The following is a 26285-nucleotide window of genomic DNA, read 5'->3' as shown; positions in this document are numbered from 1 at the left end:
ACCTCAGGGCGCCGGTGCGGCGCCCTGCGAGTTGCGCATGAACATCTGGCCCAGGAACATTTCGATGGGTATGCGCTTTCCGTTGATGTCGACTTGACCATCGCGGTAGTCCGCCTCGAACTGGATCACGCCGTCCTCGATACGGGCCCAGGATGTTGCCGCGACCAGGCCGCGCACGCCTGCGGCTTCCCGCTCGGCCGCCGACCGGGCTGCCTCACGCGTGGCGCCCTTCAGTTCCGCCCGTGCCGCGATCACATCGGCCATGTTCTCCGGCGACAGCTTCAGCCGCACGCTCACGTTGCGCACGACTTCCTTGATGATGGCGATAGGGTCTCGCTTCCAGAATGACGGCGCGTCCAGACCGATATCCAGGCTGAGCGTCGACGTGCCACGCGCCGTGTCGACCTGCAGCGTCGACAGCGCGAAGCTGGGGCGGGCCAGAAGAAACTTCAACATATGAGACGCGGCAAGCATTCCGTCGCCCGAAAGCGGATCGGCCTTTTGCGCTTGCAACGGCGAGCTTGCGGTGGCGTCCTGAAACGCCTTGAGCGACGCAACATCCAAGTCCTTGCCGCTCGCCGCCATCTGCAGCTTGGCCACATGCAGGTGGCGCACGCTGATGCTGCCGACATCGAGCGTCATCTTGCCGGTCATGCGCTCGGGGGTTCCGTCCGAACCCAGCGTCAGCGCAATGTCCTTCAGGCCCAATGGCAGCTTGTCCAGATCGGAAGCCCATTGCTTCACCGTCAGCGTCGTGCTGCTTGCGGTGGACTCGGGTGCGCCCGTCAGTTCATGCGATAACGCCAGATCATCCAGGGTCAGCGTGTAAGGGTTGCCCTTGATCACTTCGGTCAGCGAGGCCTTGCCGATGGCCAATGACACCGCGTCGCGCGTGCCGTCACCGGCATGTTCGACCTGCGCCTGCAAACCCGAGAAGTCGAACGTGATCGGAGCGTCGGCATACTTGACGGGCGCCAGCGCCACATTGCCGGAAAAGTCGCGGTCATACGCGACTAGAAAGTTCGCCGTTGCCGGCGCCGATCCGCCTGCGGCCGCGAACCAGGCGGCCGCATCGGGCGTCTGCGTCATGTGCAGCCGGCCCGCCGCCATCACGGGCGCGACGTCGCCTGACGCAAGCCGAGAGGCGGGAAACGGACCGTGTTCAATGTTGCTCGTGAACGCAAACGCCTTCTCGGCGGGTTTGCGGCCAGACGGCACGGTGACCTTCGCACCGAACCGCGCTTCGGAAGAAAACACGCCGCGTTCGAACGACAGCAGTTCCAGCGTCACGGGCACACCCACCTTCGCACCCAGGCGCTGCGCCTGCGCATTCAACACCTGCACGTCCTGCGCCAGCCGGGCTTCTATTTGCTTGCCGGTGTACCACGCGGTGCCGACCCACGCCGCGGCCACCACCGCCACCAACGCGCCACCCGCCACGATCCGCTTGTTCATGTTGCCCCTGTCCGTTTTTGAAACCCCGCCATTACCGCGATCGGTCGCGTCAAAGAAAAACGGGCTGTCGCAGGACAGCCCGTGTCAGGCGCGCCCAGACGATTGCGGCGCGCCATTCGTTTTGCGGCAGCTTAGCGCATGCCGCCCATCACGCCGCCCATCGCCATCATCAGGAACTGCTGCAGCGGCATCTTCTTGCCGTTGAAGTCCACCTGGCCGTCGGCGTAGTTCAGGTAGGTGACGATGTTGTTGTTCTCGACCTTGCCCAGACCCATCGCGGTGGCCATGGTGCCGACCATTTCCACCTGGCCCTTGGCGGTCTGCGCGGCCTGCTCGGGGGCCACGCCGCGCATTTGCGGTTCGATGGCCATCAGGTCCGCCAGGTTGCCCTTGGACAGCACCAGCTTGGCATCCAGCTTCTTCAAAGCCTGCAACGCCATGTCGGAGGCCTCACCTTCCAGCGCGGCCGGCTTGACCAGCGCCATGTTCAGGTTGAAGGTCGACGTGCCGTTGGCGGTGCGCACTTCCAGCGGGGACACGGCCAGCGTCGGATTGCCGGCCAAGAGCTGCTCGAAGTTGGTCTTGAGCGCGGCCTTTTCTTCTTCCGTGAACTGCGGCGTCTGCTCTTCACCATTACTTTGCAGCATGCGGCGCGAGGCGGCCTCATAGACGTCGTTCAGCGACTTCAGCGCCTTGGAGTCCAGGTTCTGCGCGTCGATGACCAGCTTCATGCCGGCCATGTCCTTGGCCTGCACGTTGATCATGCCGAAGTCCACCGCCATCTTGGCGCCCATGGCCGGACCGTTCTCGGTCATGTCCACGGCGATCGACGTGTCCTTGAGCTGGACGGGCGGCTTTTCGCGGGACGTGATCGTCCAGTCCTTGAACGTCAGCTTCTGGCTGCCGACGTACATCTCGTTGGCAGCCGGCTTCAGGTCGCTGGTCAGGCTGATGCCCTTGACCGCCATGGCGGTGATGTCGCTGTTTTCGGACGGGCCCGAGAGCTCCAGGCTGTCTGCCGCCACGTCGAAGACGCCGCGCTTGGTGGAGGTGGCGTATTCAAAGTCGCCCTTCATGCCCGAGAAGACGAGCTTGAGGGCGTCCTTGGCGACTTCGACCGGCGCCATGTTGAACTTGCCGGAAATGTCCTTGCCGTAGCTGACGCTGTAGTGGCCCGAGAGCGGCACGGCGCCCTTGGCGGCGGCGAACCAGTCCTTGACCGTGTCCGTCTCTTCCAGCGCGAAATCGCTGGCCACCATGGCCGGCATGAACTTGCCCGACTTCAGGTTGGAGAACGGCAGGGGACCATGGCTCAGGTGTTCGACGAACACCACGTCGCGCTCTTGCGCGGGCTTGCCGTCAGCGGCGGGCGTGGTGAACTTGATGCGGTAGCGCGACACCGAGGTGAAGACGCCGCGGTCGAACGAGACCAGTTCGGCGACGGCGTTGATGCCCCATTTGTCCGCAACCTTCTTGAGCTCGACGTTCGAGTCCTCGATGGCCTGCTTGACGAATTCCTCGGCCTTTTGGCCCGTGTACCAGGCCGTGCCGGTCCAGACCGCGCCCAGCGCGACGACGATGCCAACTATTGCCGATTTCTTCATTGCATCCCTTTTATTTTGAATAGATGAAAGCCGACGGATTATAGGGAGGGCCGACTAGGGAAAACACTTATTTTGTTCGAAGTTAATACGAAATATTGCTGTTTGATTCTATAGGGACCTTTTGACCACTTGCTGCGCCGCCACATCAGCTACAATCCGCTTCGTGCGCCAAGCCAATCTGCGCACGTCCGCTAGGCCCTTCGCTGCCAAGCTTCGCCCCTGATGGGCGCTTCCCTTTTCTCCTTATACCGACCGCCTGGATTGGAGTCTCTCAAATAGAGCGACAGGCTGCCGCTGGAGCTGTTTTGACTACCACTTCCCCTTTCGCCGACCTCGGGCTGGCTGATTCGCTGTTGCGCGCCATTGCCGATACCGGCTACACCGCGCCCACGCCCATTCAGGCCCAGGCCATTCCCCAAGTGCTGAAAGGCGGCGACCTGCTTGCAGCCGCCCAGACCGGCACCGGCAAGACCGCCGGTTTCACGCTGCCGATCCTGCACCTGTTGTCGCAGAAAAAGCCCGAGGCTCGCAAGCCCGGCCGCCCCCGTTGCCTGATCCTGACCCCGACGCGTGAACTGACCGCGCAGGTGGCCGAATCGGTGCAGACCTATGGCAAGTACACCTCGCTGACGTCCATGGTGATGTTCGGCGGCGTCAATATCAACCCCCAGATCTCCGCGCTGCGCAAGCCGCTGGACATCCTGGTCGCCACCCCGGGCCGCCTCTTGGACCACTGCGGCCAGAAGACGGTGGACCTGTCGGGCGTGGAAATCCTGGTGCTGGACGAAGCCGACCGCATGCTGGACATGGGCTTCATCCGCGACATCCGCAAGATTCTCGCCCTGCTGCCCAAGCAGCGCCAGAACCTGCTCTTCTCGGCGACGTTCTCCGACGAGATCCGTACGCTCGCGCGCGGCGTGCTGAACAATCCGGGCGAAGTCTCGGTCACCCCGCGCAACACCGCCACCGAACTCGTCACGCAGACCGTGCACCTGGTCGAGCAGCACCACAAGCGCGACCTGATCAGCCACATCATCCGTGAAAGCGGCTGGCACCAGGTGCTGGTCTTCACGCGCACCAAGCACGGCGCCAACCGCCTGGCCGAAAAGCTCGTCAAGGACGGCCTGACCGCCGCGGCCATCCACGGCAACAAGAGCCAGTCGGCCCGCACGCGCGCGCTGGCCGGCTTCAAGGACAGCTCCGTGACCGTGCTGGTCGCCACCGACATCGCAGCCCGTGGCCTGGACATCGACCAGCTGCCCCAGGTCGTGAACTTCGAGCTGCCCAACGTGCCGGAAGACTACGTCCACCGCATCGGCCGCACGGGCCGCGCGGGCGCCACCGGCGCCGCGGTTTCGCTGGTCGACAACAGCGAAATCAAGCTGCTCAAGGACATCGAGCGCCTGATCAAGAAGACCATCGAGCGCAAGCCGGTGGAAGGCTGGACGCCTCCGGCCACCAGCGCAGCATCGTTCGAGCGCCAGGAGCGCGACGAAGACACGCGCAACATGCGCGGCGGCCATCGCAATGGCGGCCGTGGCGGCAACGGCGGCTCGGGCCGCTCGCGTCCCGCCCAGGGCCAGCCGCGCGCGGCGGCAGGCGGCCGTGCGCCCGCGCCGGCCCGCACCGGTGAAGGCCGTGGCAATGCCGGTTCGCGCGAGGGCAAGCCCGCCGACCGTCCGGCTCACGCCGGCCGCGCCGAGGGCCGTCCCCAGCAGAACCGCCGTCCTGAAGGTTCGTCGCGCCCGGCCGGCAATGCGCCCGCCGGCCGCCCGGCCGAAGGCCGCTCGGGCCAAGGCCGTCCGGGCGGTGCCCCCCGCGCCGCGCTGCTGAGCAAGTAATATCACTGGCAACCCCGACACTGCGACCCACGGACCCGCGCCATCATGCCTTTATCCACCTGGTTGACGTTCTTCCTGGCCTCCTGGGCCATTTCGTTCTCACCGGGCGCCGGCGCGATCTCGGCCATGTCGTCAGGCCTGAAATACGGCTTTGCGCGCGGCTACTGGAACACGGCAGGCCTGATTCTGGGCATCCTGTTCCAGTTCGTCGTGGTGGCCGTGGGCCTGGGCGCCGTGCTCGCCACCTCGGAAATGGCGTTCAACGTCGTCAAATACCTGGGCGTGGCCTACCTGGTCTACCTCGGCGTGCGCCAGATCCGCACGGATGCCGCACCCGTTGCGGTGGACGCGGGCGATCCCCGCAAGGCGTCCATCCGTGATCTGGTGATGCGCGGTTTCCTGATCAACACCATGAACCCCAAGGGCACCGTGTTCCTGTTGGCCGTGGTGCCGCAATTCGTGGACCCCGCGCTCTCCTTGACGCCGCAGTACGCGGCGCTGGCGGCAACGCTGGCGTTCACCGACCTGGTGGCGATGGGCGTGTATACGCTGCTGGCGGCGCGCGTGTTGCGCCTCTTGCGCGATGCCAAGCACATCCGCTGGATGAACCGGACTTTCGGGTCGCTGTTCATCCTGGCGGGCGTGTTCCTGGCGACCTTCCGCCGCCACAACTGAATCAAAAAGCGTGGGGCACGTGCCGGCAACGGCGCGTGCCCCACATGTTTTCGTGCACGACACCGGACCGCGCCGGCCTGATTGACGGCGCCAAGCAGAAACCTCCGATATGAGCATTTCCAACGAAGTCGCACGGCGCCGTACGTTCGCCATCATTTCCCACCCTGACGCGGGCAAGACCACGCTGACGGAAAAGCTGCTGCTGTTCGCAGGCGCGATCCAGATCGCCGGCAGCGTCAAGGCGCGCAAGGCGTCGCGCCATGCCTCGTCCGACTGGATGGAAATCGAAAAGCAGCGCGGCATTTCCGTGGCGTCCTCGGTGATGCAGATGGAATACCGCGACTGCGTCATCAACCTGCTCGACACCCCGGGCCACCAGGACTTCTCCGAAGACACCTACCGCGTGCTGACAGCGGTGGACGCCGCGCTGATGGTGATCGACGCGGCCAACGGCGTCGAGCCGCAGACCATCCGCCTCCTGCAGGTCTGCCGCGCGCGCAACACGCCGATCATCACGTTCATCAACAAGATGGACCGCGAAGTGCGCGAGCCCCTGGAACTGCTGTCGGAAATCGAAGGGCACCTGGGCATGGACGCCGTGCCGTTCTCGTGGCCGGTGGGCATGGGCAAGTCGTTCGGCGGGGTGTTCGACATCCGCCGCGATCGCATGCGCGTGTTCCGTCCTGGCCAGGAGCGCCGCTCCGACAACGACGACTTCATCGAAGGCCTGACCAACCCCGAGATCGCCAAGCGCTTTGGCGGCGCGTTCGATCAGGCCAGCGGCGAGATCGAGCTCATCAACGAAGCAGCGCCGGCGTTCGACCGCGACCAGTTCGTGGCCGGCAAGCAGACGCCCGTGTTCTTCGGTTCCGCCATCAACAACTTCGGCGTGCAGGAAGTGCTGGACGCCCTGGTCGACCAGGCGCCGCCCCCGGGCCCGCGCACGGCCCTGCAACGCGAAGTACAGCCCGAAGAACCCAAGTTCACCGGCGTGGTCTTCAAGGTGCAGGCCAACATGGACCCGGCGCACCGCGACCGCGTTGCCTTCGTGCGCGTGAGCTCCGGCCGCTTTGAACGCGGCATGCGCCTTAAAGTGGCGCGCACCAGCAAGGAAATGCGACCGAACAACGTGGTGTCGTTCCTGTCGCAGCGCCGCGAACTCCTGGACGAGGCCTATGCCGGCGACGTCATCGGCATCCCCAACCACGGCGTGCTGCAACTGGGCGACGTGCTGACCGAAGGCGAGACCCTGCAGTTCACCGGGCTGCCGTTCTTCGCCCCGGAACTGTTCCAGGCGGTCGAAGTGAAAGACCCGCTGCGCACGAAGCAGCTGCGCACCGGCCTCACCCAATTGGGCGAGGAAGGCGCCATTCAGGTGTTCCGTCCCGATGTCGCCGGCGGCTCGCTGCTCTTGGGCGCGGTCGGCCAACTGCAGTTCGAAGTGGTCGCGCACCGTCTGAAGACCGAGTATGGCGTCGATGCCCGGATGCTGCCGTCGCGCTACACAATGGCACGTTGGATTACGTCTGAAAACCCCAAGGCGCTGCGCAAGTTCATGGATGCCAATGCCGCCCATATCGCCTATGATGTGGTCGATGCTGCGGCGTTTTTGATCGGTTCTCCCGCGCAGTTGCGCGTCGCCGAGGAACTGTATCCCGATGTGAAATTCCATGCCATGCGGGAGCACGGCGGCAAGGTTTTCGGAGACAAAGCGTAGACCCGTTCGGGTTCCGCACGGCAGATTGAGGGTAGCAATGTCTTGGCGTTTTTTGATCGCAACGCTCCTGATCGCGCTCGGCGCGTCGGCTTGGGGCGGTATTCAACTGGGTGACTGGCTGGTGGCGCACGCGCCCGCGGCCGCGCCCGCTCCTGGGCAGGACGCCGCCGCGTCCCAGCAGCCCGTGCTGGACGCCAATGGCCGTCCGTACGTGGCGCAGCCGCCGCAACCGCGCATCGATGGCACGCTGGGCGTGCCGGACAAGCCGGCCGACCGCGAATGGCAGGTCAATACCGTGTCGCTGTTCGACACGGTCAGCGACCCCGCTGTCCAGATCTCGCGCGAACGCATCAGCCCCGAACAGGCGCGCGAAATCGCTGCCTCGTCGCACGTGCCGCTGCCCTCGGGCACGTCGGACGTCAGCACCATGGACCTGCTGGTTCCGGGCACGTCGACCGCCATCAATGGCGGCGTGGCCGCCGGCGGCAGCTACGGCACGCCGCAAATGGTGCAGGCGCCCCCGCCGCCGCCCAACACGGCGCCGGCACCCGGCGCCCAGGGCTGGCAGGATGCGCTGCGGCGCGAACTGGCCCAATGCGCCACGCAAGGCTTCTTCGAGCGTCCCTCGTGTTCCTGGAACGCGCGCAACAAGTACTGCGCGCCGAACCGCGCCTGGGGCACGATGGCCGAATGCCCGGCCCGTCCGCAGTAAGGTCTCTGCAGCGGCATATCAGCCTGCCTGTACAGCTTTCCAGCATAAAAAATGGCGCCCCGCGGGGCGCCATTTCTTTTGCAGCCAAGTGCCTTATTCGGGCACGGACATCTGGCTTTGCAGGTAGTTCTGGATGCCGACCTTGTCGATCAGGTCGATCTGGGTTTCCAGGTAGTCGATGTGCTCTTCGGTGTCGTCCAGGATGTCCTGGAAGAGATCGCGCGACACGTAGTCCCGCACCGATTCGCAATACGCAATGGCTTCCTTGACGGTTGCCTGGGCAGCCGTCTCGAGCTTCAGGTCACAGGCCAGCAGTTCCGGCACGTCTTCACCGATCAGCAGCTTGTGCAGGTCTTGCAGATTGGGCAGGCCGTCCAGCATGAAAATGCGGGCGATCAGACGATCGGCATGCTTCATTTCGCCGATCGATTCTTCGTACTCGTGCTTGCCCAGCTTGTCGAAGCCCCAATGGTTCAGCATGCGGGCATGCAGGAAGTATTGGTTGATGGCCGTCAGCTCATTGGTCAGTTGCTTGTTGAGAAACTGGATGACGGTTTTGTCGCCTTTCATGATGGACTCCTTGCAGTCAGGCGCGACGCGAGCGCATCGCGACAAAGGAGCGCACGATGCCGCGCGTACGCAACCCGTGCAGACTACCATTCGGCGGAGGGCCGCGCCTAGCCTTGCGCTGCATTTGGTAAACGGCTTTAGGAGCGCAACAAGAAAGCGACAGGCTAATGAGAATGAGTATGCGTGCGTGAGGCCTTGCACGCTCGGGGACGGATTGGCGCGGCTTTGCGATGCGCGTCACGCCGAATGGGGCGCGCGCATGCCGGGACTTTGTGCGCGGGATGCGCATTGATGGTGTGCGATCCCTCCCTGCCAGCGCAACGCGCGCCCGTTGCATATCAGCAACCGCAGCGGGCCGTATTGACCGCTCTCAACTTACGCGGTGCGCCGCGTCGCGAGCCAGATGCCGAACGCGATGGGAACGATGCCCAGCAGGTCCAGCCAAGAAACGGGCTCGCGCAGCACTACCCATCCAAAGAGCAGGCCCAATGGCGGCATCAGGAAATGCAGCGCGCTCGCCGACGTGGCGCTGGCGCGGCCCAGGATCATGAACCACAGGTAGTAGCCGCCCATCGACACCGCCACGATCATGTAGGCCATGCTCCAGATCAGGCTCGTGGTCAGGCGCGCATCGCCCAGGCTCTCGGTGGCCAGCGCAAATGGCAGCAGCGCCGCGGCGCCGGCCAGCGACTGAATGCCGGTCGACGTCCACAGACCGGAAGTGGGCTTGAGCCGCTTGTAGAGCAGCGTGCCGGCCACCAGCGCCACCAGGCCACCCGTGACGAGCAGCGTCCCGTGCAGGTCTTCCTGCATGCCGGTCAAACGCGACCGCAACACCAGGGCGACGCCCGCCAGGCCCAGACACAGCCCGAGCATTTTGCGCCAGCTCAGACGCTCGCCCAGCATCGGCCCGGCCAGCACGCCGATGAGCAGCGGATTCGTGCTGATGAGCACGGCCGTGAACGCGGACGACACCGTGGTCATCCCCGACCAGCTCAGGCCCAGATACAGCGCGTTGTTGAGCACCCCCAGCAGGACCAGCGCCGCCAGGTCGCGGCCGGAAGGCAGCTTCCAGCGGCCGCTGGCCGCTGCCAGTCCCAGCATCAGCGCGCCCGCAATCAGGAAACGGATCGTCAGCAGCGTGAGCGGCGGACAATCGCGCACCGCGATCTTCGCGGCGGCAAAGGCCGAACTCCACAGAAAGCAGAACGCGGCGATCGGCGCCAGGCTGATGCCAGGGCGGTCGTTCGCGGGCAAGGCGCAAGCAGGGGTGGAGAGAGCCTTCATGGCGGGTCCGGCAATGTGGGACTGCGGCCGCGGTGGCGGCGGGATGCAGGCATTCTCCTCGCGGCCCCATTCATTGACAAACTCTTTATTCGGATCGAAAGTATTTGAAAATCAAATGGCTCGGGGGTGCCCCATGCTTGATCTCGATCTTTTGCACAGCTTTGTGTCGGTGGTGGATGCCGGCGGATTCACAGCCGCCGGCGAACGCGTGCACCGCAGCCAGTCCACCGTCAGCCAGCAGATCCGCAAGCTTGAAGACACGCTGGAATGCCCGCTGTTTCTGCGCGAGGGCCGCCAGGTTCAGCTCACCGAGGAAGGCGAACGCCTGTTGGGTTACGCGCGCCGGATGCTGGCGTTATCCACCGAGGTCCGCGAAGCCGTCAGCGGCCGCAAGCGCGTGGACGTGATCCGCCTGGGCATTCCGGACGATTTCGCGGTTGACGCGCTGACGGCGGTCGTCGCCCAATTCGCGCGGACACGGCCGGGCGTGCAGTTGTCGGTGCGTTGCGATCTGACCGCCGTCCTGACCCGCAGCCTGGAGCGCGGGGATCTGGACGTGGCGTTGCTCAAGCGGGAGCCGGGTGCGGGCGCGGCGTTGGCGGCATGGCCGGAACGGCTGCACTGGATCGGTAGCGATTCGGTGCAGCTTGCCCTGGGCGCGGAGGCGCCAGTGCCCCTGGTCGCCTTTCCGCAGGGCTGCATCTACCGCAACCGCGCGATCCACGCGCTGGAATCGGCCGGGCGACGTTGGCGCATCGCCTATGAAAGCCCCAACCTGTCGGGGGTGCAGGCCGCTCTGGCCGGCGGCCTGGGCATCGCGCTGCTGGAACGCCGCTGCATCGGCGCCGGCCACCGGATCCTGGACGTGGGCCTGCCCGCGGTGCCGCCTTCGGAATTGGCGTTATGCGTGGCCAGCCCCGCACGTGAACCCGCGCGTCAGCTGGCGATGGATATCAGGGATTTTTGCGAGAAGGAAATGACGCGGCTCGCCGCATGAAGGCAGCGAGCCGGTAAAGACACCAATGCTCAGGCGATGGCAACCAGCGGAATCGGGAAGCTGCTGTTGGCAGCCGGCGTGTCCGATTCGACAAGGGCGGGAGCATTGACCGGAACCGCGATGGAGCGCACGTCGCACACGCTGGAGCAGCGGCCGCCCGGCAGGTATTCGGCGGCGGTTGCCGCGCAGCAGCCGCAGCACGTGGCCACGCCCAGCTCGAACTGCAGGTCGGAAAGCGTCGTCGCGCCGGCGTCCACGCTGGCGCGGACTTGGCGTTCGGTGATGGCATTACATACGCAAATGTACATGCGAATGATTATCGAAAAATATTGATGCCCTGACAAGCCCTTTGCGCAAATAAATTTGCAACCGGCCTGTCACGCAAGCCGTTGAAAACAGGGACGAATTTGCCGAAGCGCGTCCCTTATTTCAGCGCGCGGAGGCCTGCGCCTTGCGCAGCGCGGCGGGGGCAATCCGCAGCGCTTCGCGGTACTTTGCCACCGTCCGGCGCGCAATCACTATCCCCTGATCGGCCAGTTTTTGCATGATCTGGCTATCCGACAACGGCTTGGCGCGATTCTCGTCGGCCACCATTTGGCGGATGTAGGTCTGCACGGCAGTGGCCGACGTGGCGTCGCCGCCTTCTGTCGACACGCCCGTTCCAAAGAAGCGCTTGAGCTCCAGCGTGCCGAATGGAGTGAGCATGTACTTCTGTGTTGTGGCCCGGGAAATGGTCGATTCATGCAAACCCAGCTCGCCGGCGATGTCCTTCAGGATGAGCGGACGCATCGCCGCCGGCCCCTGGCTGAAGAAAGCCGTCTGACGCTCGACGATGGCCTGCGACACGCGCAGGATCGTGTCAAAGCGCTGCTCCACGTTGCGGATCATCCATTTGGCCTGCTGCAGCTGGGCCTGCAGGCCGGCGTGGGCGGATTCCTTCTGGTTGCCCAGCATCTGGGCGTACAGCCCATTGATCTGCAGCCGCGGCACCGCGGCGCTATTCAGCGTGGCCTGCCAGCCGCGCCGCGTCTTGCGGACGATGACGTCCGGCACTGCGTACTCGGCCGCCGGCACGGTCCAGGCCCGACCCGGCCGGGGTTCCAGGCGCAAGATCAGCGAATGCGCCGCGCGGAACGTGGTCTCGTCGCAGCCGACGGCCGCACACAGGCGCGCGGCGTTGCCGGTTGCCAACAGCGGCAGGTGCTCGGCGCAGATCCGGCGCGCACAGGCCAGCACGACGGGGTCAGCCGCCTCCGGCAGCAAGGTGAGATCGGGATTGCGCAGTTGCAGTTGCAGGCATTCAGCCATGTCGCGCGCGCCGATGCCCACCGGGTCGAACGATTGCAGAAGCGACAGGGCGGCGCGCAGCTCGTCCATGTCGGGCTCCATTTCGGCAGGGAGCCAACCCAGGATTTCGTCCAGCGGCGAACCCAGGTAGCCGTTTTCGTCCAGTTCGTCGATCAACAGGGACGCCAGCGCGGCATCGCGCGGCGCGGCGCGCGTCAGGGCAAGCTGACCCAGCAGATGTTCGCGCAGCGTGTCCGGCCGCGCCGCCTCGGGCAGGCTGGCGTCGTCGTCGGGATACACCCCGCCCGAGCCAGGCATCTCGTCGATGGCGGTCTCGCGCTCGGCCGCCGGTTCGTCGTCCTGAACCGAAGATTCGCGCTCGGATTCGGCGCGATCCTCCGCCGTCGCCGGCTCGTCCTCGCGATCCAGCAGGGGATTCTCGGCCAGCACTTGCGAGATTTCCGCTTCAAGGTCGAGCGTGGACAACTGCAACAATCGGATCGATTGTTGCAGTTGTGGGGTCAGCGTCAGGTGCTGGCCAGGCCGCAGTTCTAAAATTGGACGGGTCATAGGTACAATATTTTGCATGATGAATCTGACTTCGCCCGCAAGCGTTCGCCAGGACTGCCGATTGATCGGTCAGACCCTGCTCAAACTGGCGCTTCCCCGACTCGTTCTGCGCGCGATCGTCATCGCCGTCGCCCTGGTTGTCTGGTATCTCGTTGCCACGTGGATACTGGATTTCGGCAAGCGCATGAACTATGACTTTCTGCACACGCTGGGCCAGCCGACCATGGACATGGCGCAGCGAATCAACCCCTATCTATGGTGGGTGGTTGCCGGCATCTGGACGCTGATCGTCTTCTTCTCGGTGCGCGCGTGGTTCTACGCCAGCCTGGCTTCCGGCGCCGCAACCCCCGTCGGCACGGATACGCTGGCCGAACTGGCGCCGAACCTGTCCGAGGAATCGCTGGGCGTGCTGCGCTGGACGTGGGGCGACCGCCAGGAACCCTTCACCGTCGGCGACCTGCGCCGCTCGCTGTACGAGCTGCGCCACAACCGCGTCGGCAAGATCGACATGGTGGCCGAGCAGGCCCGGATTCTTGAAGGCGGCGCCAACCGGCCGACCCGGGATCCTCGGGATGACGGCCGCCGCAGTGACGACCGACGCATTGATCCCCGGGTTGACGGTCCGCGCGAACCGCGTGGCGATCGTTTCGTCGAACCCCGCATCGGCCCAGCCCGTTAATTTCACTTATCCAGATCCGACTCAAGGCCGCCGCAAGGCGGCCTTGCTGTTTGCGCCGCCAATCCCCGCCAACGTTCGCGATCGACCGATAAAATAGCCGCAAGCTCCCGGCTCAAGCGCCCTTATCGCGCTGCCATCGATCCCGCGCAAACGCCAGCAACGCGATCCGTCCCTCGCTTTTTCCGTTTGCGCTTCCCGAAAAAGTGTGTTTGACTAGCACCCTATGGCCGCTCACCGCACCCCCTTCGCGATTGCCACCGGACGCTCCGCCGCTCCGGTCGCCGGCCTGCGCGCTCGTACCTCCTTCATCGCGCTATCGCTATTGCTACCGATCGGTTGCCGGGCCTAGTGTCCCCGTGGTAGCTCGGCAGCCACGCTTGCCACACGCGATTTTCCCATTTTATCTCTGAATCCTGCCGTCCATCACGGCAAACCCTGGCACAAGACCGTCATCCGGTCGCGATGCCGACGAGCGCCAAGCGCGCCGGGATTCACAAGAAACCGATCGAGGTGTAGTGATGATGCTTGCCAACCCCGCCACCAAATACGTCCCCTTCGCGCCCTTTGCCCGCGATTTTTCCGAACGCACCTGGCCCAGCCGCCGCATCACCAAGGCGCCGATCTGGATGAGCACGGACCTGCGCGACGGCAACCAGGCGTTGATCGAGCCGATGAGCGTGGAACGCAAGGTCCGCTTCTTCGAGCAGCTCGTGAAGATCGGCTTCAAGGAAATCGAAGTGGGCTTTCCGTCCGCGTCGCAGACCGACTTCGATTTCGTGCGCAAGCTCATCGACGAAAAACGCATTCCCGACGACGTGACCATCATCGTGCTGACCCAGTCGCGCGAAGACCTGATCAGCCGCACCGTGGAAGCCGCCGCCGGCGCCAAGCAGGCCATCGTCCACATGTACAACGCCTGCGCGCCCGCCTTCCGCAAGGTGGTGTTCAACATGTCCAAGGACGAGATCAAGAACATCGCCACGACCGGCACGCGCCTCATCAAGCAGTACACATCGCAACGCCCCGAAACGAAGTGGGGCTACGAATACTCGCCCGAGGTCTTCAGCACGACCGAACCCGAATTCGCGCTGGAAGTGTCCAACGCCGTGGCCGACGTCTGGCAGCCCACGCCCGACGCCAAGATGGTGCTGAACCTGCCCGCCACGATCGAAGCCACCACGCCCAACCTGTACGCCGACCAGATCGAGTGGATGCACAAGAACCTGGCCCGTCGCGACAGCATCGTGCTCAGCGTCCACCCGCACAATGACCGTGGCACCGCTGTTGCCGCCGCCGAATTCGCGGTGATGGCTGGCGCCGACCGCATCGAGGGTTGTCTCTTTGGCAGCGGCGAGCGCACCGGCAACGTCGACCTCGTCACGCTGGCCCTGAACCTCTACACGCAAGGCGTGCATCCCGGCCTGGACTTCTCGGACATCGACGAAGTGCGCCGCTGCGCCGAATACTGCAACCAGTTGCCCGTCCATCCGCGCCATCCGTACGCGGGCGACCTCGTCTTTACCGCATTCTCGGGCTCGCACCAGGACGCCATCAAGAAGGGCTTTGCATTGCAGAAGCCGGACGCAGTCTGGGAAGTGCCTTACTTGCCGATCGACCCCGCCGACCTCGGCCGCAGCTACGACGCCGTGATCCGCGTGAACAGCCAGTCGGGCAAGGGCGGCGTGTCGTACCTGCTTGAGCAGGAACACGGCCTGGTGTTGCCGCGCCGCCTGCAGATCGAATTCAGCCGCGCCATCCAGCGCGTCACGGACGAGACCGGCCGCGAAGTCACCGCCGACGACGTGCACACGATCTTCAACCGCGAATACCTTGAACAAAAGGCGCCGTGGAAGCTGATCCGCCATCGCATCGACGGCGATCCGTCGGCCGGCGAAGGCCAGCACTTCAGCATCGAAGCCGAACTTGAATTCAACGGCGAGCGCCGTGTGGTGCGCGGCAAGGGCGACGGCGCGATTTCCGCCTTCGTGGCCGCGCTGGACGTGCCGGTTCGCATCATGGACTACCACGAGCACGCCATCGGCACCGGCACCGGCACGCGCGCCGCGTCCTACGTCGAACTGCGCGTCGGCGAATCCGCCACGGGCTTTGGCGTGGGCATCGACCGCGACATCGTGACGGCGTCGTTCCAGGCCGTGCTGAGCGCCGTGAATCGCCACATCAATTCGGGCGCCGTCACCGCCGAACAGGAAACCGCCGAAGCCGTGTGATCCACGACCAGGCCTGAAGCCCCCGACAACGGGGCACAAAATGAAGCCCGCCTTATCCGGCGGGCTTTTTCATTGCGTGTGATTCGTCTCTGAAGGGCAAGGTGAAGCACGGCGTGGCAAGGTGTCTGACACCCTTGGTAGGCCGGCTTGGCATGACGACGATTTCGCCAGGGTGTCAGACACCCCTCCGCAGCATTCAGCCGCGCGGCCACATGTCCGACGCGCCGATGTCCGGCGCCGTGGCGGCCAGCAGGCGCGCGTGGATCCACGCGCCGATGGCAAGCAGGCGATGGTCTTCATGACGCGCGCCGACCAGTTGCAATCCCACCGGCAGACCCTGCGGGCCGGTGGCAAACGGCAGGTTCAGGCAAGGCAGGCCAAACAGCGTCCACGCGCGCGAGAACTGCGGATCACCCGTGCCGAGGTCGGCGAAGGGCGCCTCGCCGCTGGCGCTGGGCGCAAGCAGCACGTCGTACTGTTGGAACCACGTATCGACCCGCGCACGCGATTCGGCTGCGCGCGCCAGGTTCTTGATGTGCTGTTCGGCGCTGATCTGCGCGCCGGACTCCAGGATCGCCTGCAGTTTGGAACTCAGCTGCGCGGCATGCTCCAGCCGTTCATAGGCAAGCGCCTGCGAGGCCTCGAACGCCATGATGTCCGAATGCAGTTGCACCAGCACGCAATGCTCCGGCGGCAGCGGCACTTCCTCGACCTTGGCGCCCGCGCGGGACAGGATCGCCGCGGCCTGCGCGAACGCCTCCTTGGTTTCGGGCTGCGCGTGGCGCCACTGCAAGCTGCGGTACATGCCCACGCGCGGCGCGTCGTGATAGGACAGGTCCAGCACGCGGGGATCGCGCATCAGGACCGACGAGAACAGCGCCACGTCTTCCACGGACCGCGCAAAGCCGCCCAGGGTGTCCAGCGATTCGGCCAGGCTCTTCACGCCCGCGCGGGGGATCCGGCCAAAGGTGGGCTTGAAGCCGACGACGCCACAGTAGGAGGCCGGCCGGATGATGGAACCGGCCGTCTGCGACCCCAGCGCGAAGGGCACCATGTCGTCCGCCACGGCAGCCGCCGAGCCGCTGGACGAGCCGCCGGGCGTGTAGGCCTCGTTGCGCGGATTGCGCGTGGGACCGGCCTGGTAGGTCGCGAATTCGGTGGTGACGGTCTTGCCGATGACGAGGGCGCCGGCGCCGCGGCACAGCGCCACCGAGGCGGCGTCCAGGCCGGGACAGTGCCGGTCGTAAATGGGGGAGCCGTAGCGGGTGGGCAGATCGGCGGTGTCGAACAGGTCTTTCACGCCGATGGGCAGGCCGTGCAGCGGGCCGCGCAACGCGCCTTTGTCCAGCGCTTCGGCCTGCTCGAGCGCAGCCTGTTTTTGCAAGGCCGTCCAGGCATGGACGGTGCTTTCGCGCTGTTCGATTCGCGCAAAGCAGGCGCGCACCAATTGCACTGCGGTCAATTCGCGCCGTTGCAGCTTGTGCGCGGCTTGGACCGCGCCCAGTCTGTTCAAGGCAATAGACATGATTCTTTCCTCTTTGCCGGTGCCGCGACAAGCGCGGATGATCCTTCGCACCCGGTCCCCTTGACCGAGGGTATGCCGGACATGCCCACCGCCCACTCAAGCAAGCGCCATGCCCGCACACACCGACCCTGCCATTGTGCGCTTCGCGTCAATTGGGAAAAACACCGAAAACGCCGGGTTTTCCGCGAAAACACGCGCCGCGCCGTGGCTTTGTGTTGTTGCGTTCGCACCAGCATAGCGCAAACCCGTGCAATACAAAGGTCATATTCCTCAAGTAAGATGAAATCGTTTTCAGCAAACTTGCAGCGATTCATTCATGGCCACGCGCCCGTCGCCCCGCTTTTCCATCATCGAAGTGGCTCGCAAGGCAGGCGTCTCGCCGGCGACGGTGTCGCGCGCGTTCAACCAGCCCGAGATCGTGCATCCCGACACGCTGGCGCACATCCGCAACATCGCCAAGCGCGCGGGCTTCCGTCCCAACCGCGTCGGCCGCAGCCTGCGTTCGGGCAGCACCCGCACCATCGGGCTGATCCTGCCCACGCTGTCCAATCCCGTGTTCGCGGAGTGCTTTGAAGGCGCGGAGCGGCGCGCTCGCGAATCGGGCTACAGCGTCATGCTGACCGCCACCGGCTATGACCCCGCCGTGGAATCGGCCGCGGTGCAGGGACTGATCGACCATCAGGTCGATGGCCTCATCCTGACCGTGGCCGACGTGGGCAAAAGCGCCACCCTGGACGATCTGGACCGCAGCGGCATTCCCTATGTGCTGGTCTACAACGAATCGAACGACCACCCCTTTGCCTCCGTCGACAATCGCGCCGCGGCAAGCGACATGGTCGCGCATCTGGCGGCGATGGGGCACAAGCGCATCGCGCTGGTGACCGGCCCGCTGACGGCATCGGACCGCGCCCGCCGCCGCCTGATGGGCGCTCGCGCCAGCGCTAAGAAGCTGGGCCTGGACGCGATCCAGCATATCTCCATGAGTTCGCACACGGGCAGCGACGTGGACGCGCTGAAGGCCGCGTTGCGCGGCAAGCAGGCGCCCACGGCGCTTTTCTGTTCCAACGACCTGCTGGCCACCGCCGTCATCGCCGATCTGGTGGGGCTGGGGCTGTCCGTGCCGGCCGACATCTCGGTGTGCGGCTTTGACGGCATGCGCTTTGGCGCCCTGCTGACGCCGCCGCTGACCACCGTCGCGCAGCCCAGCGACGGCATCGGGCAGACGGCCTGCTCCAACCTGCTGGCGCAGATTCATGGCCAGCCGCCGCAATCGAACCGTCTGCCGCACTGCATCGTCGTGGGCGGCACCGCGGCGTCCGTGCGCCGCTAGGCGCAGCCTGCTCAACAATCCAACCATTTCCAGATTTCCACGCGCCATGCTCATCGCTCAGATCACCGACCTTCACATGCGCACCCCGGGAGACAAGGCCTACGGCGTCATCGATCCCGAGGCGTTCCTGGCGCCGGCGGTTCGCGCCCTCAATGCCCTGACGCCGCGGCCCGACTGCGTGCTGATCACCGGCGACCTGACGGACCTGGGCAAGCCCATCGAATACCAGACGCTGCGCGAACACCTGCAGGCGCTGGAGATTCCGTATTTCCTGATGCCCGGCAATCACGACGATCGCGCGCAGTTGCGCGCCGCGTTTCCCGACCACGCCTACCTGCAGGACGGCGGACCGTTCGTCCAGTACGCCGTCGAGACCTATCCGCTGCGCCTGTTGGCGCTGGACACCGTCGTGCCGATGAAGAGCCACGGTGAACTGTGCCAGACGCGCCTGGACTGGCTGGCCGAACGCCTGGCCGAACAGCCCGGCCGGCCCACGCTGGTGCTGATGCACCACCCTCCGTTCTTGACCGGCATCGAGCACATGGACGACATCGGCCTTCTGGCTGGCGCGCCCGAGCTGGAGCGCATCGTTGCCCGCTACCCCAACGTGGAGCGCGTGCTTTGCGGCCACCTGCACCGCACGATCTTCCAGCGCTTTGGCGGCACCATCGCCTCGACCTGTCCGGGCACGGCGCATCAGCTTGCGCTGGAGCTGGGTCCGCGCCCCACGCTGCAATACATCATGGAACCGCCCGGCTACCAGCTGCATTGGTGGCAGGGCGGCAATCTGGTCACGCACCACGCCGTTCTGGGGGATTACCCCGGGCCGTATCCCTTCGGCTGACGTCCGGGACCAGGAAACACGCATTGCCACATATCCGTCATGTTTGCGCTGCACAATGAAAAGGTTTTCATAACAGGCAACAATGCGGATCTAACAATTAGATCTACGAGACAGCATGTCATCCATCGTTCTGGATAACCTCACCAAACAGTATGCCGGCGCGGCGGCGATTCAAGGCGTGAGCTTCACGGTTCCGGCCGGCAGCTTCACCGTCCTGCTCGGTCCGTCCGGTTGCGGCAAGTCAACGACGCTGCGCATGATCGCCGGCCTGGATACGCCCACATCGGGCAGCATCCGCATCGGCGACCGCGACGTCACGCAATTGCCGCCGGCCAAGCGGCGCATTTCCATGGTTTTCCAGTCGTACGCGTTGTTTCCGCACCTGACAGTGCGCGAGAACATCCTGTTCGGCCTGAAGGTGCGCAAGGAGCCCGCCAAGGACTTCGACCGGCGCCTGCAGCGCGTGGCCAGTCTGCTGGGCCTGACCCACCTCCTGGACCGCAAGCCGTCGCAATTGTCGGGCGGGCAGCAGCAGCGCGTGGCGCTGGGCCGCGCCGTGATCTCCGAGGCGCCGGTCTGCCTGATGGACGAACCCCTTTCCAACCTGGATGCGCAGCTGCGCCACGAAATGCGCCGCGAGATCCGCGCGCTGCAGCAGAGCCTGGGCATCACCATGGTCTACGTGACGCACGACCAGACCGAAGCCATGAGCATGGCCGACCAGGTGGTGCTGCTGCGCGGCGGCCAGATCGAACAGCACGACACGCCCGACGGCCTGTATGCGCGGCCCGCCAGCGAGTTCGCGGCGCGCTTCATCGGCACGCCGCCCATGAACCTGATCAACCTGGCGCAGCAAGCAGGCGGCACGGTGATCGCCGGCACGCAAGGCCCGGTCATCGCAAACGCCCCGGCCGGCGCCGTGAAGCTTGGCGTGCGTCCGGAACATATCCGCATCGACGGCGACGGCATCGCCGCCACCGTGGAAAGCGTCGAGTACTTCGGTGCGGACTCCATCGTGGTGTGCCGCATCGGCGACACGAGCGGCGTGGCCGTGCGGGTCGGCGGCCACCTGCGCGCCAGCGCCGGCGAGCCGCTGCGCCTGTCCTGGCCGGACGGGCAACAGCATTTCTTTGCCGCCGATTCGGCGGTCATCAACACCGACGGGCACTAGAACGAATAGCCCACACAGGAAAGGAAACACACCATGCGACGCATCGTACTCAAGACCCTGGCCGCCAGCCTGGCCGCCGCCTGCCTGTCTCTGCCTGTGCAGGCGCAGAACAAGCCCGTCGAGGTCGAGTTCTACTACCCGGTTGCCGTCGGCGGCCCGATCACCAAAATCGTTGATGACATGGTGACGGACTTCCAGAAGGAAAACCCCAACATCAAGATCAAGCCGATCTATGCCGGTTCGTACCAGGACTCCATCGCCAAGGCGCTGACCGCGCTCAAGGGCGGCACCCCGCCGCAACTGGCGGTGCTGCTGTCCACCGACATGTTCACGCTGATCGACGAGGACGCCATCGTCCCGATCGACGGCCTGGCCAAGACCGACGCCGACAAGAAGTGGCTGGGCGGCTTCTATGACGCCTTCATGCAGAACAGCCGCACCGGCGGCCACACCTGGGGCGTGCCGTTCCAGCGTTCGACGATCGTCATGTACTACAACAAGGATCTCTTCAAGGCCGCCGGCCTGGATCCCGAAAAGCCGCCCAAGACCTGGGCCGAGCTGGTCGAATACGGCAAGAAGCTGACCAAGCAGGACGCCTCGGGCAACACCACGCAGTGGGGCATCGAGATTCCGTCGGGCGGCGCGTTCGCGTACTGGCTGTTCCAGGCGCTGACCACGCCCAACGGCGCGATCCTGATGAACGAAGCCGGCAACGAGGTCTACCTGGACAAGCCGGCCGTGGTCGAAGCGGCCCAGTTCTGGCGCGACCTGTCGGCCAAGCACAAGATCATGCCGACCGGCACGATCGACTGGGGCACCACGCCCAAGGACTTCCTGGAAAAGAAGGCGGCCATGGTGTGGACCACCACCGGCAACCTGACCAACATCCGCAAGAACGCCGACTTCCCGTTTGGCGTGGCGATGATGCCGCAGCAAAAGCGCGGCGGCAGCCCCACGGGCGGCGGCAACTTCTACATCTTCAAGAGCGGCACGCCGGAGCAGCAGGCAGCGGCGCTGAAGTTCGCGCAGTGGGCCACCACGCCCGAGCGCGCTGCCGACTGGAGCATCGCCACAGGCTACGTGGCCGTGACGCCGGCCGCCTGGGAAACCGAGAAGATGAAGAAGTACGCGCAGGAAGTGCCGGCCGCCACGGTCGCGCGCGACCAGCTGGAAGTCAGCGTGGCCGAATTCTCCACGCATGAGAACCAGCGCGTGACCAAGACCTTGAACGACGCCCTGCAGGCGGCGCTGACGGGTTCGAAGACGCCTCAGCAGGCCCTGACCGACGCGCAGCGCGAGTCCGATCGCATACTGCGTTCCTACAAGTAACCGACCCCAAGCACGATGAGCCGCTCTTTGAATGCGCTTTATGGCTGGCTGCTTCTGCTGCCAGCCATCGTGCTGCTCGCCGCCTTCACGCATTACCCGGCGGTGGCGACGCTATGGCACAGCTTTTTCTCCACGCCCAAGGGTGCGCGCCCGGCCCGCTTCGTCGGGCTGGAGAACTACGCCGTCATGCGCGACGATCCGGTGTTCTGGCAGTCGCTGTGGAACAACCTGTGGTTCGCGCTGGGCACCATTCCCACCTCGATCGGCATTGCGCTGATCATGGCACTGTGGGTGAACCGCAACCTTACCGGCCGCGGCTTTCTGCGCATGGCGTATTTCACGCCGACGGTGCTGCCCATGGTGGCGGTGGCCAACATCTGGCTGTTCTTCTACACGCCGCAATACGGGCTGATCGCGCAGGTGATGGGCTGGTTCGGATCGCCCGGTCCCAACTGGCTGGGCAACCGCGAGACTGCGCTGCCCGCCCTGATGCTGGTGACCGTGTGGAAGGAATCCGGCTTTTTCATGATCTTCTATCTGGCGGCGTTGCAGACGGTGTCGCCGTCGCTGCGTGAAGCGGCCATGCTGGAAGGCGCATCGCGCTGGCAGTACTTCCGGCGTGTGCTGTGGCCGCTCTTGATGCCGACGACGCTTTTCGTGCTGATCAACGCACTGATCAACGCGTTCCGGCTGGTCGACCATGTGGTGGTGATGACGCGCGGCGGCCCCGACAACGCCAGCACGCTGCTTCTGTACTACATCTACCAGGTGGGATTCAGCTTCTGGGACACGGCCTACGCCGCGACCCTGACCGTCGTGTTGCTGGTGGTGCTGGCGCTGACCGCGCTGATCAAGTTCCGCTGGCTGGACCGCAGGACGCACTACCAATGAAAGACAAGCTCGATACCCTGGGCGCCTGGGCGCTGGGCCTGTTGTGGATCCTGCCGCTGGCGTACGCCATGTGGGCGGCCTTCCATCCGCCCGCCTACGCGACGCGCTTTGACCTCTTTGCGCCGCTGACGCTGGACAACTTCGTGCGGGCCTGGAATGCGGCGCCGTTTCCGCGCTACTTCCTGAACACGTTCGTGCTGGTCACGATGGTGCTGGCCGCGCAGCTCGTGCTGTCGACGCTGGCCGGCTACGCGTTTGCGCGCTTCGAGTTCCGCGGCCGCGACTTCGTCTTCATGCTGGTGCTGCTGCAGCTGATGATCATGCCGGACGTGCTGCTGGTGGAGAACTACCGGTCGATGAGTCTCCTGGGCGTGCGCGACACGGTGTTTGCCATCGGCCTGCCGTACTTCGCGTCGGCCTTCGGCATCTTCCTGTTGCGCCAGACCTTCAAGACGGTGCCGCGCGAACTCGAGGAAGCGGCGCGCATGGAAGGCGCGAACCCGCTGCAGGTGCTCTGGAAGGTGTACGTGCCGCTCGCCAAGCCGATCTATGTGGCCTACGGGCTGGTGTCGGTCAGCCATCACTGGAACAACTTCCTGTGGCCGCTGATCATCACCAACTCGGTCGAGTCCCGGCCACTGACGGTCGGCCTGCAGGTGTTCTCGTCCACGGACCAGGGCATCGACTGGTCCGTGATCACCGCCGCGACCCTGATGTCGGCCGCGCCGCTGCTGATCGCGTTCCTGCTGTTCCAGCGCCAGTTCGTGCAGTCGTTCATGCGGGCGGGGATCCGCTAAGGACCGTCAGCCGGATGCGCCGCAAAAAAAACCCCGCTCAGGCGGGGTTTCTCGTTGGATGGGGCGGCGTTTCAGTACCCCACAGTCAGGCCCGGCAGGTCCACCGTGATACGCGGACGCTCCAGCGCCAGCGCCAGGTGCTCGGCAAATTCGCGGGCTTCCTTTTCGTCGGTGGACAGCGTGCCGTAGCCCAGCGCGTCGGCCACACCTAGCACCTTGTCCAGCAACAGGACTTTGCCGCTGGGGCGCAGCGGCTCGCAGCCCAGGGTTTCCCAGGCGCTGTCGAACCAGTCGCGTGCATCGGCCTGGCGTTGCGGGGAGGGCTCGACGTTCGCGGACAGGTCCAGCGAACGGCGGGGGTCGAAAACGATGGTGATGTCGCTGCGCATGGGAAAAACTCCGTCAGAAGGCGTCAGGCCAACAGGGTAGGCAAAAAACGCCGGACAGATTGTCCGTCCGGCGACATATCCTTACCAGCCCCGAGACACTTCCCAGGTGACTTCGGCGCCCGCGGCTTGCGACTGGCGCATCATGTCCAGCAGCGGAAAAGCGCGTTCCTTCAGGCCCACCATGCGCGCCATCGGAGCGACGGCGGGCTTGTCGTCGTCTTCCTCGTCCTGGCCTTCGTGGGCGTGCTGGTACTCGTCGATCGCGCGTTCGATGCCGCTGATGGCCGGTCCCAGTTGCTCGACGGTGAAGACGCCGCGTTCGGGGATCTTGTCGCCGACGGACTTGCCGGCCGCCTGCAGCAGGGGCCCGGCGTGGTCGGTCAGCATCAGGACTTCGGCCACGACCTTGGAGTGAAAAGTGATCAGCATATTCTGGTCTCCCACAATGATTACCTTAGCTACGTACACTACCGCAACGTCCCCATGATGCCAACTGGCGCCCCCAAATCAACTATGATTCAGGGGTTTCCCGTGACAGCAGGCGCCGCGCCGGCCCTGATTCCGGCATGCGCGCGCCGGCTTGCCGGCCACCCGCCGGACGGCACCGTGCCCCGCGCCCGTCGGCGCGACGCGGATCGCCGGCAGGCCGCAAGCGCCGTGCCGCCATCGTCACTCACCCAGAACCACGCCAGACGCCCATGCTCCTCGAGCAACAGAAACAGCTAATCTCCCTGATCCAGGCCGCCGTCGCGCAAAGCCTGCCCGACGCCCAGCCCAACGTGCTGCTGGAGCGCCCCAAGGTTGCCGCCCACGGCGACGTCGCCACCAACGTGGCCATGCAGCTTGCCAAGCCCGCGCGCCGCAATCCCCGCGAACTGGCCCAGGGCATCGTCGACGCCGTGATGGCCAATCCCGACGCCGCCGCACTGGTCGAGAGCGCCGAAGTGGCCGGTCCCGGCTTCATCAACCTGCGCATCACCCCGGCCGCGCGCCAAGCCGTGATCGCCGCGGTGGCCCAGCAGGGCGAGGCCTACGGTCGCGCCCCGCGCCTGGGCGAAAAGATCCTGGTCGAATTTGTGTCGGCCAACCCCACCGGACCGCTGCACGTGGGCCATGCCCGCCAGGCCGCGCTGGGCGACGCGCTGTGCCGCCTGTACGACGCCGTGGGCTGGGACGTCACCCGCGAGTTCTACTACAACGACGCCGGCAACCAGATCCAGAACCTGGCGATCAGCGTGCAGGCCCGCGCCCGCGGCCTGACCACCGATTCCCCCGATTGGCCCGAAGACGGCTACAAGGGCGACTACATCGCCGATATCGCCCGCGACTTCCAGGACGGCAAGACCATCCAGGCGTCCGACGGCGAGCCCGTCACCGCCACGGGCAACATCGACAACCTGGACGACATCCGCGCCTTCGCCGTGGCCTACCTGCGCCGCGAACAGGACCTGGACCTGCAGGCGTTCGGCCTGGCGTTCGACAACTACTACCTCGAAAGCTCGCTCTACACGTCCGGCCGCGTCGAAGCGACGGTCAAGGCGCTGATTGCCGGCGGCCACACCTACGAGGAAGGCGGCGCGCTGTGGCTGCGCACCACCGAACTGGGCACGGGCGACGACAAAGACCGCGTCATGCGTAAAAGCGAGGGCGGCTACACCTATTTCGTCCCGGACGTGGCCTATCACAAGGCCAAATGGGAGCGCGGCTTTCACCGCGCCGTGAACATCCAGGGCAGCGACCACCACGGCACCGTGGCCCGCGTGCGCGCCGGCCTGCAGGCGCTGGAAGAAGGCATCCCGAAGGATTACCCGTCGTACGTCCTGCACAAGATGGTCAAGGTCATGCGCGGCGGCGAAGAGGTCAAGATCTCCAAGCGCGCCGGCAGCTACGTGACCATGCGCGACCTGATCGACTGGGTGGGCCGCGACGCGGTGCGCTACTTCCTGATCCAGCGCCGCGCCGACACGGAATTCGTGTTCGACGTGGACCTGGCCCTGTCCAAGAGCGACGAGAACCCGGTCTATTACATCCAGTACGCCCACGCGCGCATCTGCTCGGTCATCAACAACGCCGGCATGCCGGCCGCCGACGTGGCCCAGGCCGACGCCGCGCTGCTGACCGCGCCGACCGAATTCGCGCTGATGCAGCGCCTGGCCGAATTCCCGCAGGTGGTGGCGCTGGCCGCCCAGGACCTGTCGCCGCACCACATTGCGTTCTGGCTGCGCGACTGCGCGTCCGACTTCCACGCCTGGTACAACGCCGAGCGCGTGTTGGTCGAAGACACCGCCGTGAAGCTGGCCCGCCTGCGCCTGGCCGCCACCACCCGCCAGGTGCTGGCAAACGGCCTGGCGCTCTTGGGCGTTTCCGCGCCCGAGCGGATGTAACAT

The 26285-nt window shown here is 65.4% G+C and carries 23 protein-coding genes; 14 read left to right on the top strand and 9 right to left on the bottom strand.

All coding sequences use genetic code 11. The annotated features are described in order from the left end of the window. Positions 1-3: 3 nt before the first annotated feature. Positions 4-1455, bottom strand: a complete 1452-nt coding sequence (locus KVT32_RS24395) for a YdgA family protein (protein ID WP_217618950.1) — start codon at positions 1453-1455, stop codon at positions 4-6. Positions 1456-1586: 131 nt separating this feature from the next. Next, complete coding sequence (locus tag KVT32_RS24390) at positions 1587-3059, bottom strand: YdgA family protein (protein WP_217618949.1); 1473 nt, start codon at positions 3057-3059, stop codon at positions 1587-1589. 305 nt (positions 3060-3364) lie between these two features. Between KVT32_RS24390 and KVT32_RS24385 the strand changes: the two genes are divergently transcribed. The 4 genes from KVT32_RS24385 (at position 3365) to KVT32_RS24370 (ending at position 8004) form a co-directional block, all read left to right on the top strand. Further along, on the top strand, positions 3365-4900 hold the full coding sequence (locus KVT32_RS24385) for a DEAD/DEAH box helicase (protein WP_175156347.1): 1536 nt from the start codon (positions 3365-3367) through the stop codon (positions 4898-4900). Between the two features lie 45 nt (positions 4901-4945). Continuing rightward, the gene (locus tag KVT32_RS24380) at positions 4946-5575 is read left to right on the top strand and encodes a LysE family translocator (protein ID WP_062840156.1); all 630 of its coding nucleotides are present in this window, start codon (positions 4946-4948) and stop codon (positions 5573-5575) included. A 109-nt stretch (positions 5576-5684) separates the two neighbouring features. Then, a complete protein-coding gene (locus KVT32_RS24375; RefSeq protein ID WP_217618948.1) occupies positions 5685-7292 on the top strand; it encodes a peptide chain release factor 3 in 1608 nt (535 codons plus the stop codon). Between the two features lie 37 nt (positions 7293-7329). Beyond that, positions 7330-8004: a hypothetical protein gene (locus KVT32_RS24370; RefSeq protein WP_056327756.1), complete on the top strand. Its 675-nt coding sequence runs from the start codon at positions 7330-7332 to the stop codon at positions 8002-8004. A gap of 93 nt (positions 8005-8097) precedes the next feature. Here the strand turns inward: KVT32_RS24370 and bfr are convergent, their stop codons facing one another. Both bfr and KVT32_RS24360 read right to left on the bottom strand, forming a co-directional pair. Next, complete coding sequence (gene bfr / locus KVT32_RS24365; RefSeq protein ID WP_056327755.1) at positions 8098-8574, bottom strand: bacterioferritin; 477 nt, start codon at positions 8572-8574, stop codon at positions 8098-8100. Positions 8575-8949: 375 nt separating this feature from the next. Next, positions 8950-9861: a DMT family transporter gene (locus tag KVT32_RS24360; RefSeq protein ID WP_056327754.1), complete on the bottom strand. Its 912-nt coding sequence runs from the start codon at positions 9859-9861 to the stop codon at positions 8950-8952. Positions 9862-9994: 133 nt separating this feature from the next. Between KVT32_RS24360 and KVT32_RS24355 the strand changes: the two genes are divergently transcribed. Beyond that, positions 9995-10858 (top strand): LysR substrate-binding domain-containing protein, encoded by an 864-nt coding sequence (locus KVT32_RS24355; RefSeq protein WP_217618947.1) that lies wholly within the window; start codon positions 9995-9997, stop codon positions 10856-10858. Between the two features lie 29 nt (positions 10859-10887). On the opposite strand, the gene KVT32_RS24350 is transcribed toward KVT32_RS24355, so the two are convergent. Together KVT32_RS24350 and rpoN are read right to left on the bottom strand one after the other, a co-directional pair. Further along, a complete protein-coding gene (locus tag KVT32_RS24350; protein ID WP_056327752.1) occupies positions 10888-11166 on the bottom strand; it encodes a bacterioferritin-associated ferredoxin in 279 nt (92 codons plus the stop codon). A 121-nt stretch (positions 11167-11287) separates the two neighbouring features. After that, positions 11288-12733, bottom strand: a complete 1446-nt coding sequence (gene rpoN / locus KVT32_RS24345) for an RNA polymerase factor sigma-54 (protein ID WP_056327751.1) — start codon at positions 12731-12733, stop codon at positions 11288-11290. Here rpoN and KVT32_RS24340 point away from each other — a divergent pair. Then, positions 12732-13394 carry a hypothetical protein gene (locus tag KVT32_RS24340; protein WP_217618946.1) on the top strand — a complete coding sequence of 221 codons (663 nt, stop codon included), beginning with the start codon at positions 12732-12734 and terminating at the stop codon, positions 13392-13394. The genes rpoN and KVT32_RS24340 overlap by 2 nt on opposite strands. Before the next feature lie 518 nt (positions 13395-13912). After that, positions 13913-15622: a 2-isopropylmalate synthase gene (gene leuA / locus KVT32_RS24335; protein WP_062840150.1), complete on the top strand. Its 1710-nt coding sequence runs from the start codon at positions 13913-13915 to the stop codon at positions 15620-15622. Between the two features lie 196 nt (positions 15623-15818). Here the strand turns inward: leuA and KVT32_RS24330 are convergent, their stop codons facing one another. Then, positions 15819-17147, bottom strand: coding sequence for an amidase (locus KVT32_RS24330; protein WP_217618945.1), 1329 nt, complete (start codon positions 17145-17147; stop codon positions 15819-15821). Between the two features lie 316 nt (positions 17148-17463). On the opposite strand from KVT32_RS24330, the gene KVT32_RS24325 reads away from it, so the two are divergent. The 6 genes from KVT32_RS24325 (at position 17464) to KVT32_RS24300 (ending at position 23509) form a co-directional block, all read left to right on the top strand. Continuing rightward, positions 17464-18477: a LacI family DNA-binding transcriptional regulator gene (locus KVT32_RS24325; RefSeq protein ID WP_056327747.1), complete on the top strand. Its 1014-nt coding sequence runs from the start codon at positions 17464-17466 to the stop codon at positions 18475-18477. A gap of 46 nt (positions 18478-18523) precedes the next feature. Next, positions 18524-19321 (top strand): phosphodiesterase, encoded by a 798-nt coding sequence (locus tag KVT32_RS24320; RefSeq protein WP_175236669.1) that lies wholly within the window; start codon positions 18524-18526, stop codon positions 19319-19321. A gap of 115 nt (positions 19322-19436) precedes the next feature. Then, positions 19437-20492: an ABC transporter ATP-binding protein gene (locus tag KVT32_RS24315; RefSeq protein ID WP_152383116.1), complete on the top strand. Its 1056-nt coding sequence runs from the start codon at positions 19437-19439 to the stop codon at positions 20490-20492. Positions 20493-20525: 33 nt separating this feature from the next. Further along, the gene (locus KVT32_RS24310; protein WP_128829723.1) at positions 20526-21821 is read left to right on the top strand and encodes an ABC transporter substrate-binding protein; all 1296 of its coding nucleotides are present in this window, start codon (positions 20526-20528) and stop codon (positions 21819-21821) included. 15 nt (positions 21822-21836) lie between these two features. Further along, positions 21837-22712 (top strand): carbohydrate ABC transporter permease, encoded by an 876-nt coding sequence (locus KVT32_RS24305; RefSeq protein WP_062840145.1) that lies wholly within the window; start codon positions 21837-21839, stop codon positions 22710-22712. Further along, on the top strand, positions 22709-23509 hold the full coding sequence (locus tag KVT32_RS24300; protein WP_056327742.1) for a carbohydrate ABC transporter permease: 801 nt from the start codon (positions 22709-22711) through the stop codon (positions 23507-23509). Before KVT32_RS24305 ends, KVT32_RS24300 begins: the two co-directional genes overlap by 4 nt. A gap of 71 nt (positions 23510-23580) precedes the next feature. Here KVT32_RS24300 and KVT32_RS24295 read toward each other — a convergent pair whose 3' ends face one another. Then, on the bottom strand, positions 23581-23898 hold the full coding sequence (locus KVT32_RS24295) for a hypothetical protein (protein ID WP_175156340.1): 318 nt from the start codon (positions 23896-23898) through the stop codon (positions 23581-23583). A gap of 81 nt (positions 23899-23979) precedes the next feature. Continuing rightward, entirely contained in the window at positions 23980-24327 is a 348-nt protein-coding gene (locus tag KVT32_RS24290) for a DUF1840 domain-containing protein (protein ID WP_056327740.1), read from the bottom strand. Positions 24328-24596: 269 nt separating this feature from the next. Here KVT32_RS24290 and argS point away from each other — a divergent pair, with 269 nt between their 5' ends. After that, a complete protein-coding gene (gene argS / locus KVT32_RS24285) occupies positions 24597-26282 on the top strand; it encodes an arginine--tRNA ligase (protein ID WP_217618944.1) in 1686 nt (561 codons plus the stop codon). Positions 26283-26285 lie beyond the last annotated feature (3 nt).

The organism is Achromobacter sp. GbtcB20 (assembly GCF_019091095.1).
GTDB classification, from domain to species: domain Bacteria; phylum Pseudomonadota; class Gammaproteobacteria; order Burkholderiales; family Burkholderiaceae_B; genus Achromobacter; species Achromobacter mucicolens.
Note: the sequence above shows the minus strand (reverse complement) of the source record. Positions and strands in the feature narration are given on the sequence as shown.

Coding starts and splice junctions, on each gene's coding strand:
- KVT32_RS24355 (WP_217618947.1), top strand. CDS start 9,995: ATGCTTGATCTCGATCTTTTGCACAGCTTTGTGTCGGTGGTGGATGCC.
- KVT32_RS24360 (WP_056327754.1), bottom strand. CDS start 9,861: ATGAAGGCTCTCTCCACCCCTGCTTGCGCCTTGCCCGCGAACGACCGC.
- KVT32_RS24380 (WP_062840156.1), top strand. CDS start 4,946: ATGCCTTTATCCACCTGGTTGACGTTCTTCCTGGCCTCCTGGGCCATT.
- bfr (WP_056327755.1), bottom strand. CDS start 8,574: ATGAAAGGCGACAAAACCGTCATCCAGTTTCTCAACAAGCAACTGACC.
- rpoN (WP_056327751.1), bottom strand. CDS start 12,733: ATGCAAAATATTGTACCTATGACCCGTCCAATTTTAGAACTGCGGCCT.
- KVT32_RS24315 (WP_152383116.1), top strand. CDS start 19,437: ATGTCATCCATCGTTCTGGATAACCTCACCAAACAGTATGCCGGCGCG.
- argS (WP_217618944.1), top strand. CDS start 24,597: ATGCTCCTCGAGCAACAGAAACAGCTAATCTCCCTGATCCAGGCCGCC.
- KVT32_RS24390 (WP_217618949.1), bottom strand. CDS start 3,059: ATGAAGAAATCGGCAATAGTTGGCATCGTCGTCGCGCTGGGCGCGGTC.
- leuA (WP_062840150.1), top strand. CDS start 13,913: ATGATGCTTGCCAACCCCGCCACCAAATACGTCCCCTTCGCGCCCTTT.
- KVT32_RS24300 (WP_056327742.1), top strand. CDS start 22,709: ATGAAAGACAAGCTCGATACCCTGGGCGCCTGGGCGCTGGGCCTGTTG.
- KVT32_RS24375 (WP_217618948.1), top strand. CDS start 5,685: ATGAGCATTTCCAACGAAGTCGCACGGCGCCGTACGTTCGCCATCATT.
- KVT32_RS24330 (WP_217618945.1), bottom strand. CDS start 17,147: ATGTCTATTGCCTTGAACAGACTGGGCGCGGTCCAAGCCGCGCACAAG.
- KVT32_RS24350 (WP_056327752.1), bottom strand. CDS start 11,166: ATGTACATTTGCGTATGTAATGCCATCACCGAACGCCAAGTCCGCGCC.
- KVT32_RS24340 (WP_217618946.1), top strand. CDS start 12,732: ATGATGAATCTGACTTCGCCCGCAAGCGTTCGCCAGGACTGCCGATTG.
- KVT32_RS24290 (WP_056327740.1), bottom strand. CDS start 24,327: ATGCTGATCACTTTTCACTCCAAGGTCGTGGCCGAAGTCCTGATGCTG.
- KVT32_RS24395 (WP_217618950.1), bottom strand. CDS start 1,455: ATGAACAAGCGGATCGTGGCGGGTGGCGCGTTGGTGGCGGTGGTGGCC.
- KVT32_RS24325 (WP_056327747.1), top strand. CDS start 17,464: ATGGCCACGCGCCCGTCGCCCCGCTTTTCCATCATCGAAGTGGCTCGC.
- KVT32_RS24305 (WP_062840145.1), top strand. CDS start 21,837: ATGAGCCGCTCTTTGAATGCGCTTTATGGCTGGCTGCTTCTGCTGCCA.
- KVT32_RS24295 (WP_175156340.1), bottom strand. CDS start 23,898: ATGCGCAGCGACATCACCATCGTTTTCGACCCCCGCCGTTCGCTGGAC.
- KVT32_RS24310 (WP_128829723.1), top strand. CDS start 20,526: ATGCGACGCATCGTACTCAAGACCCTGGCCGCCAGCCTGGCCGCCGCC.
- KVT32_RS24370 (WP_056327756.1), top strand. CDS start 7,330: ATGTCTTGGCGTTTTTTGATCGCAACGCTCCTGATCGCGCTCGGCGCG.
- KVT32_RS24320 (WP_175236669.1), top strand. CDS start 18,524: ATGCTCATCGCTCAGATCACCGACCTTCACATGCGCACCCCGGGAGAC.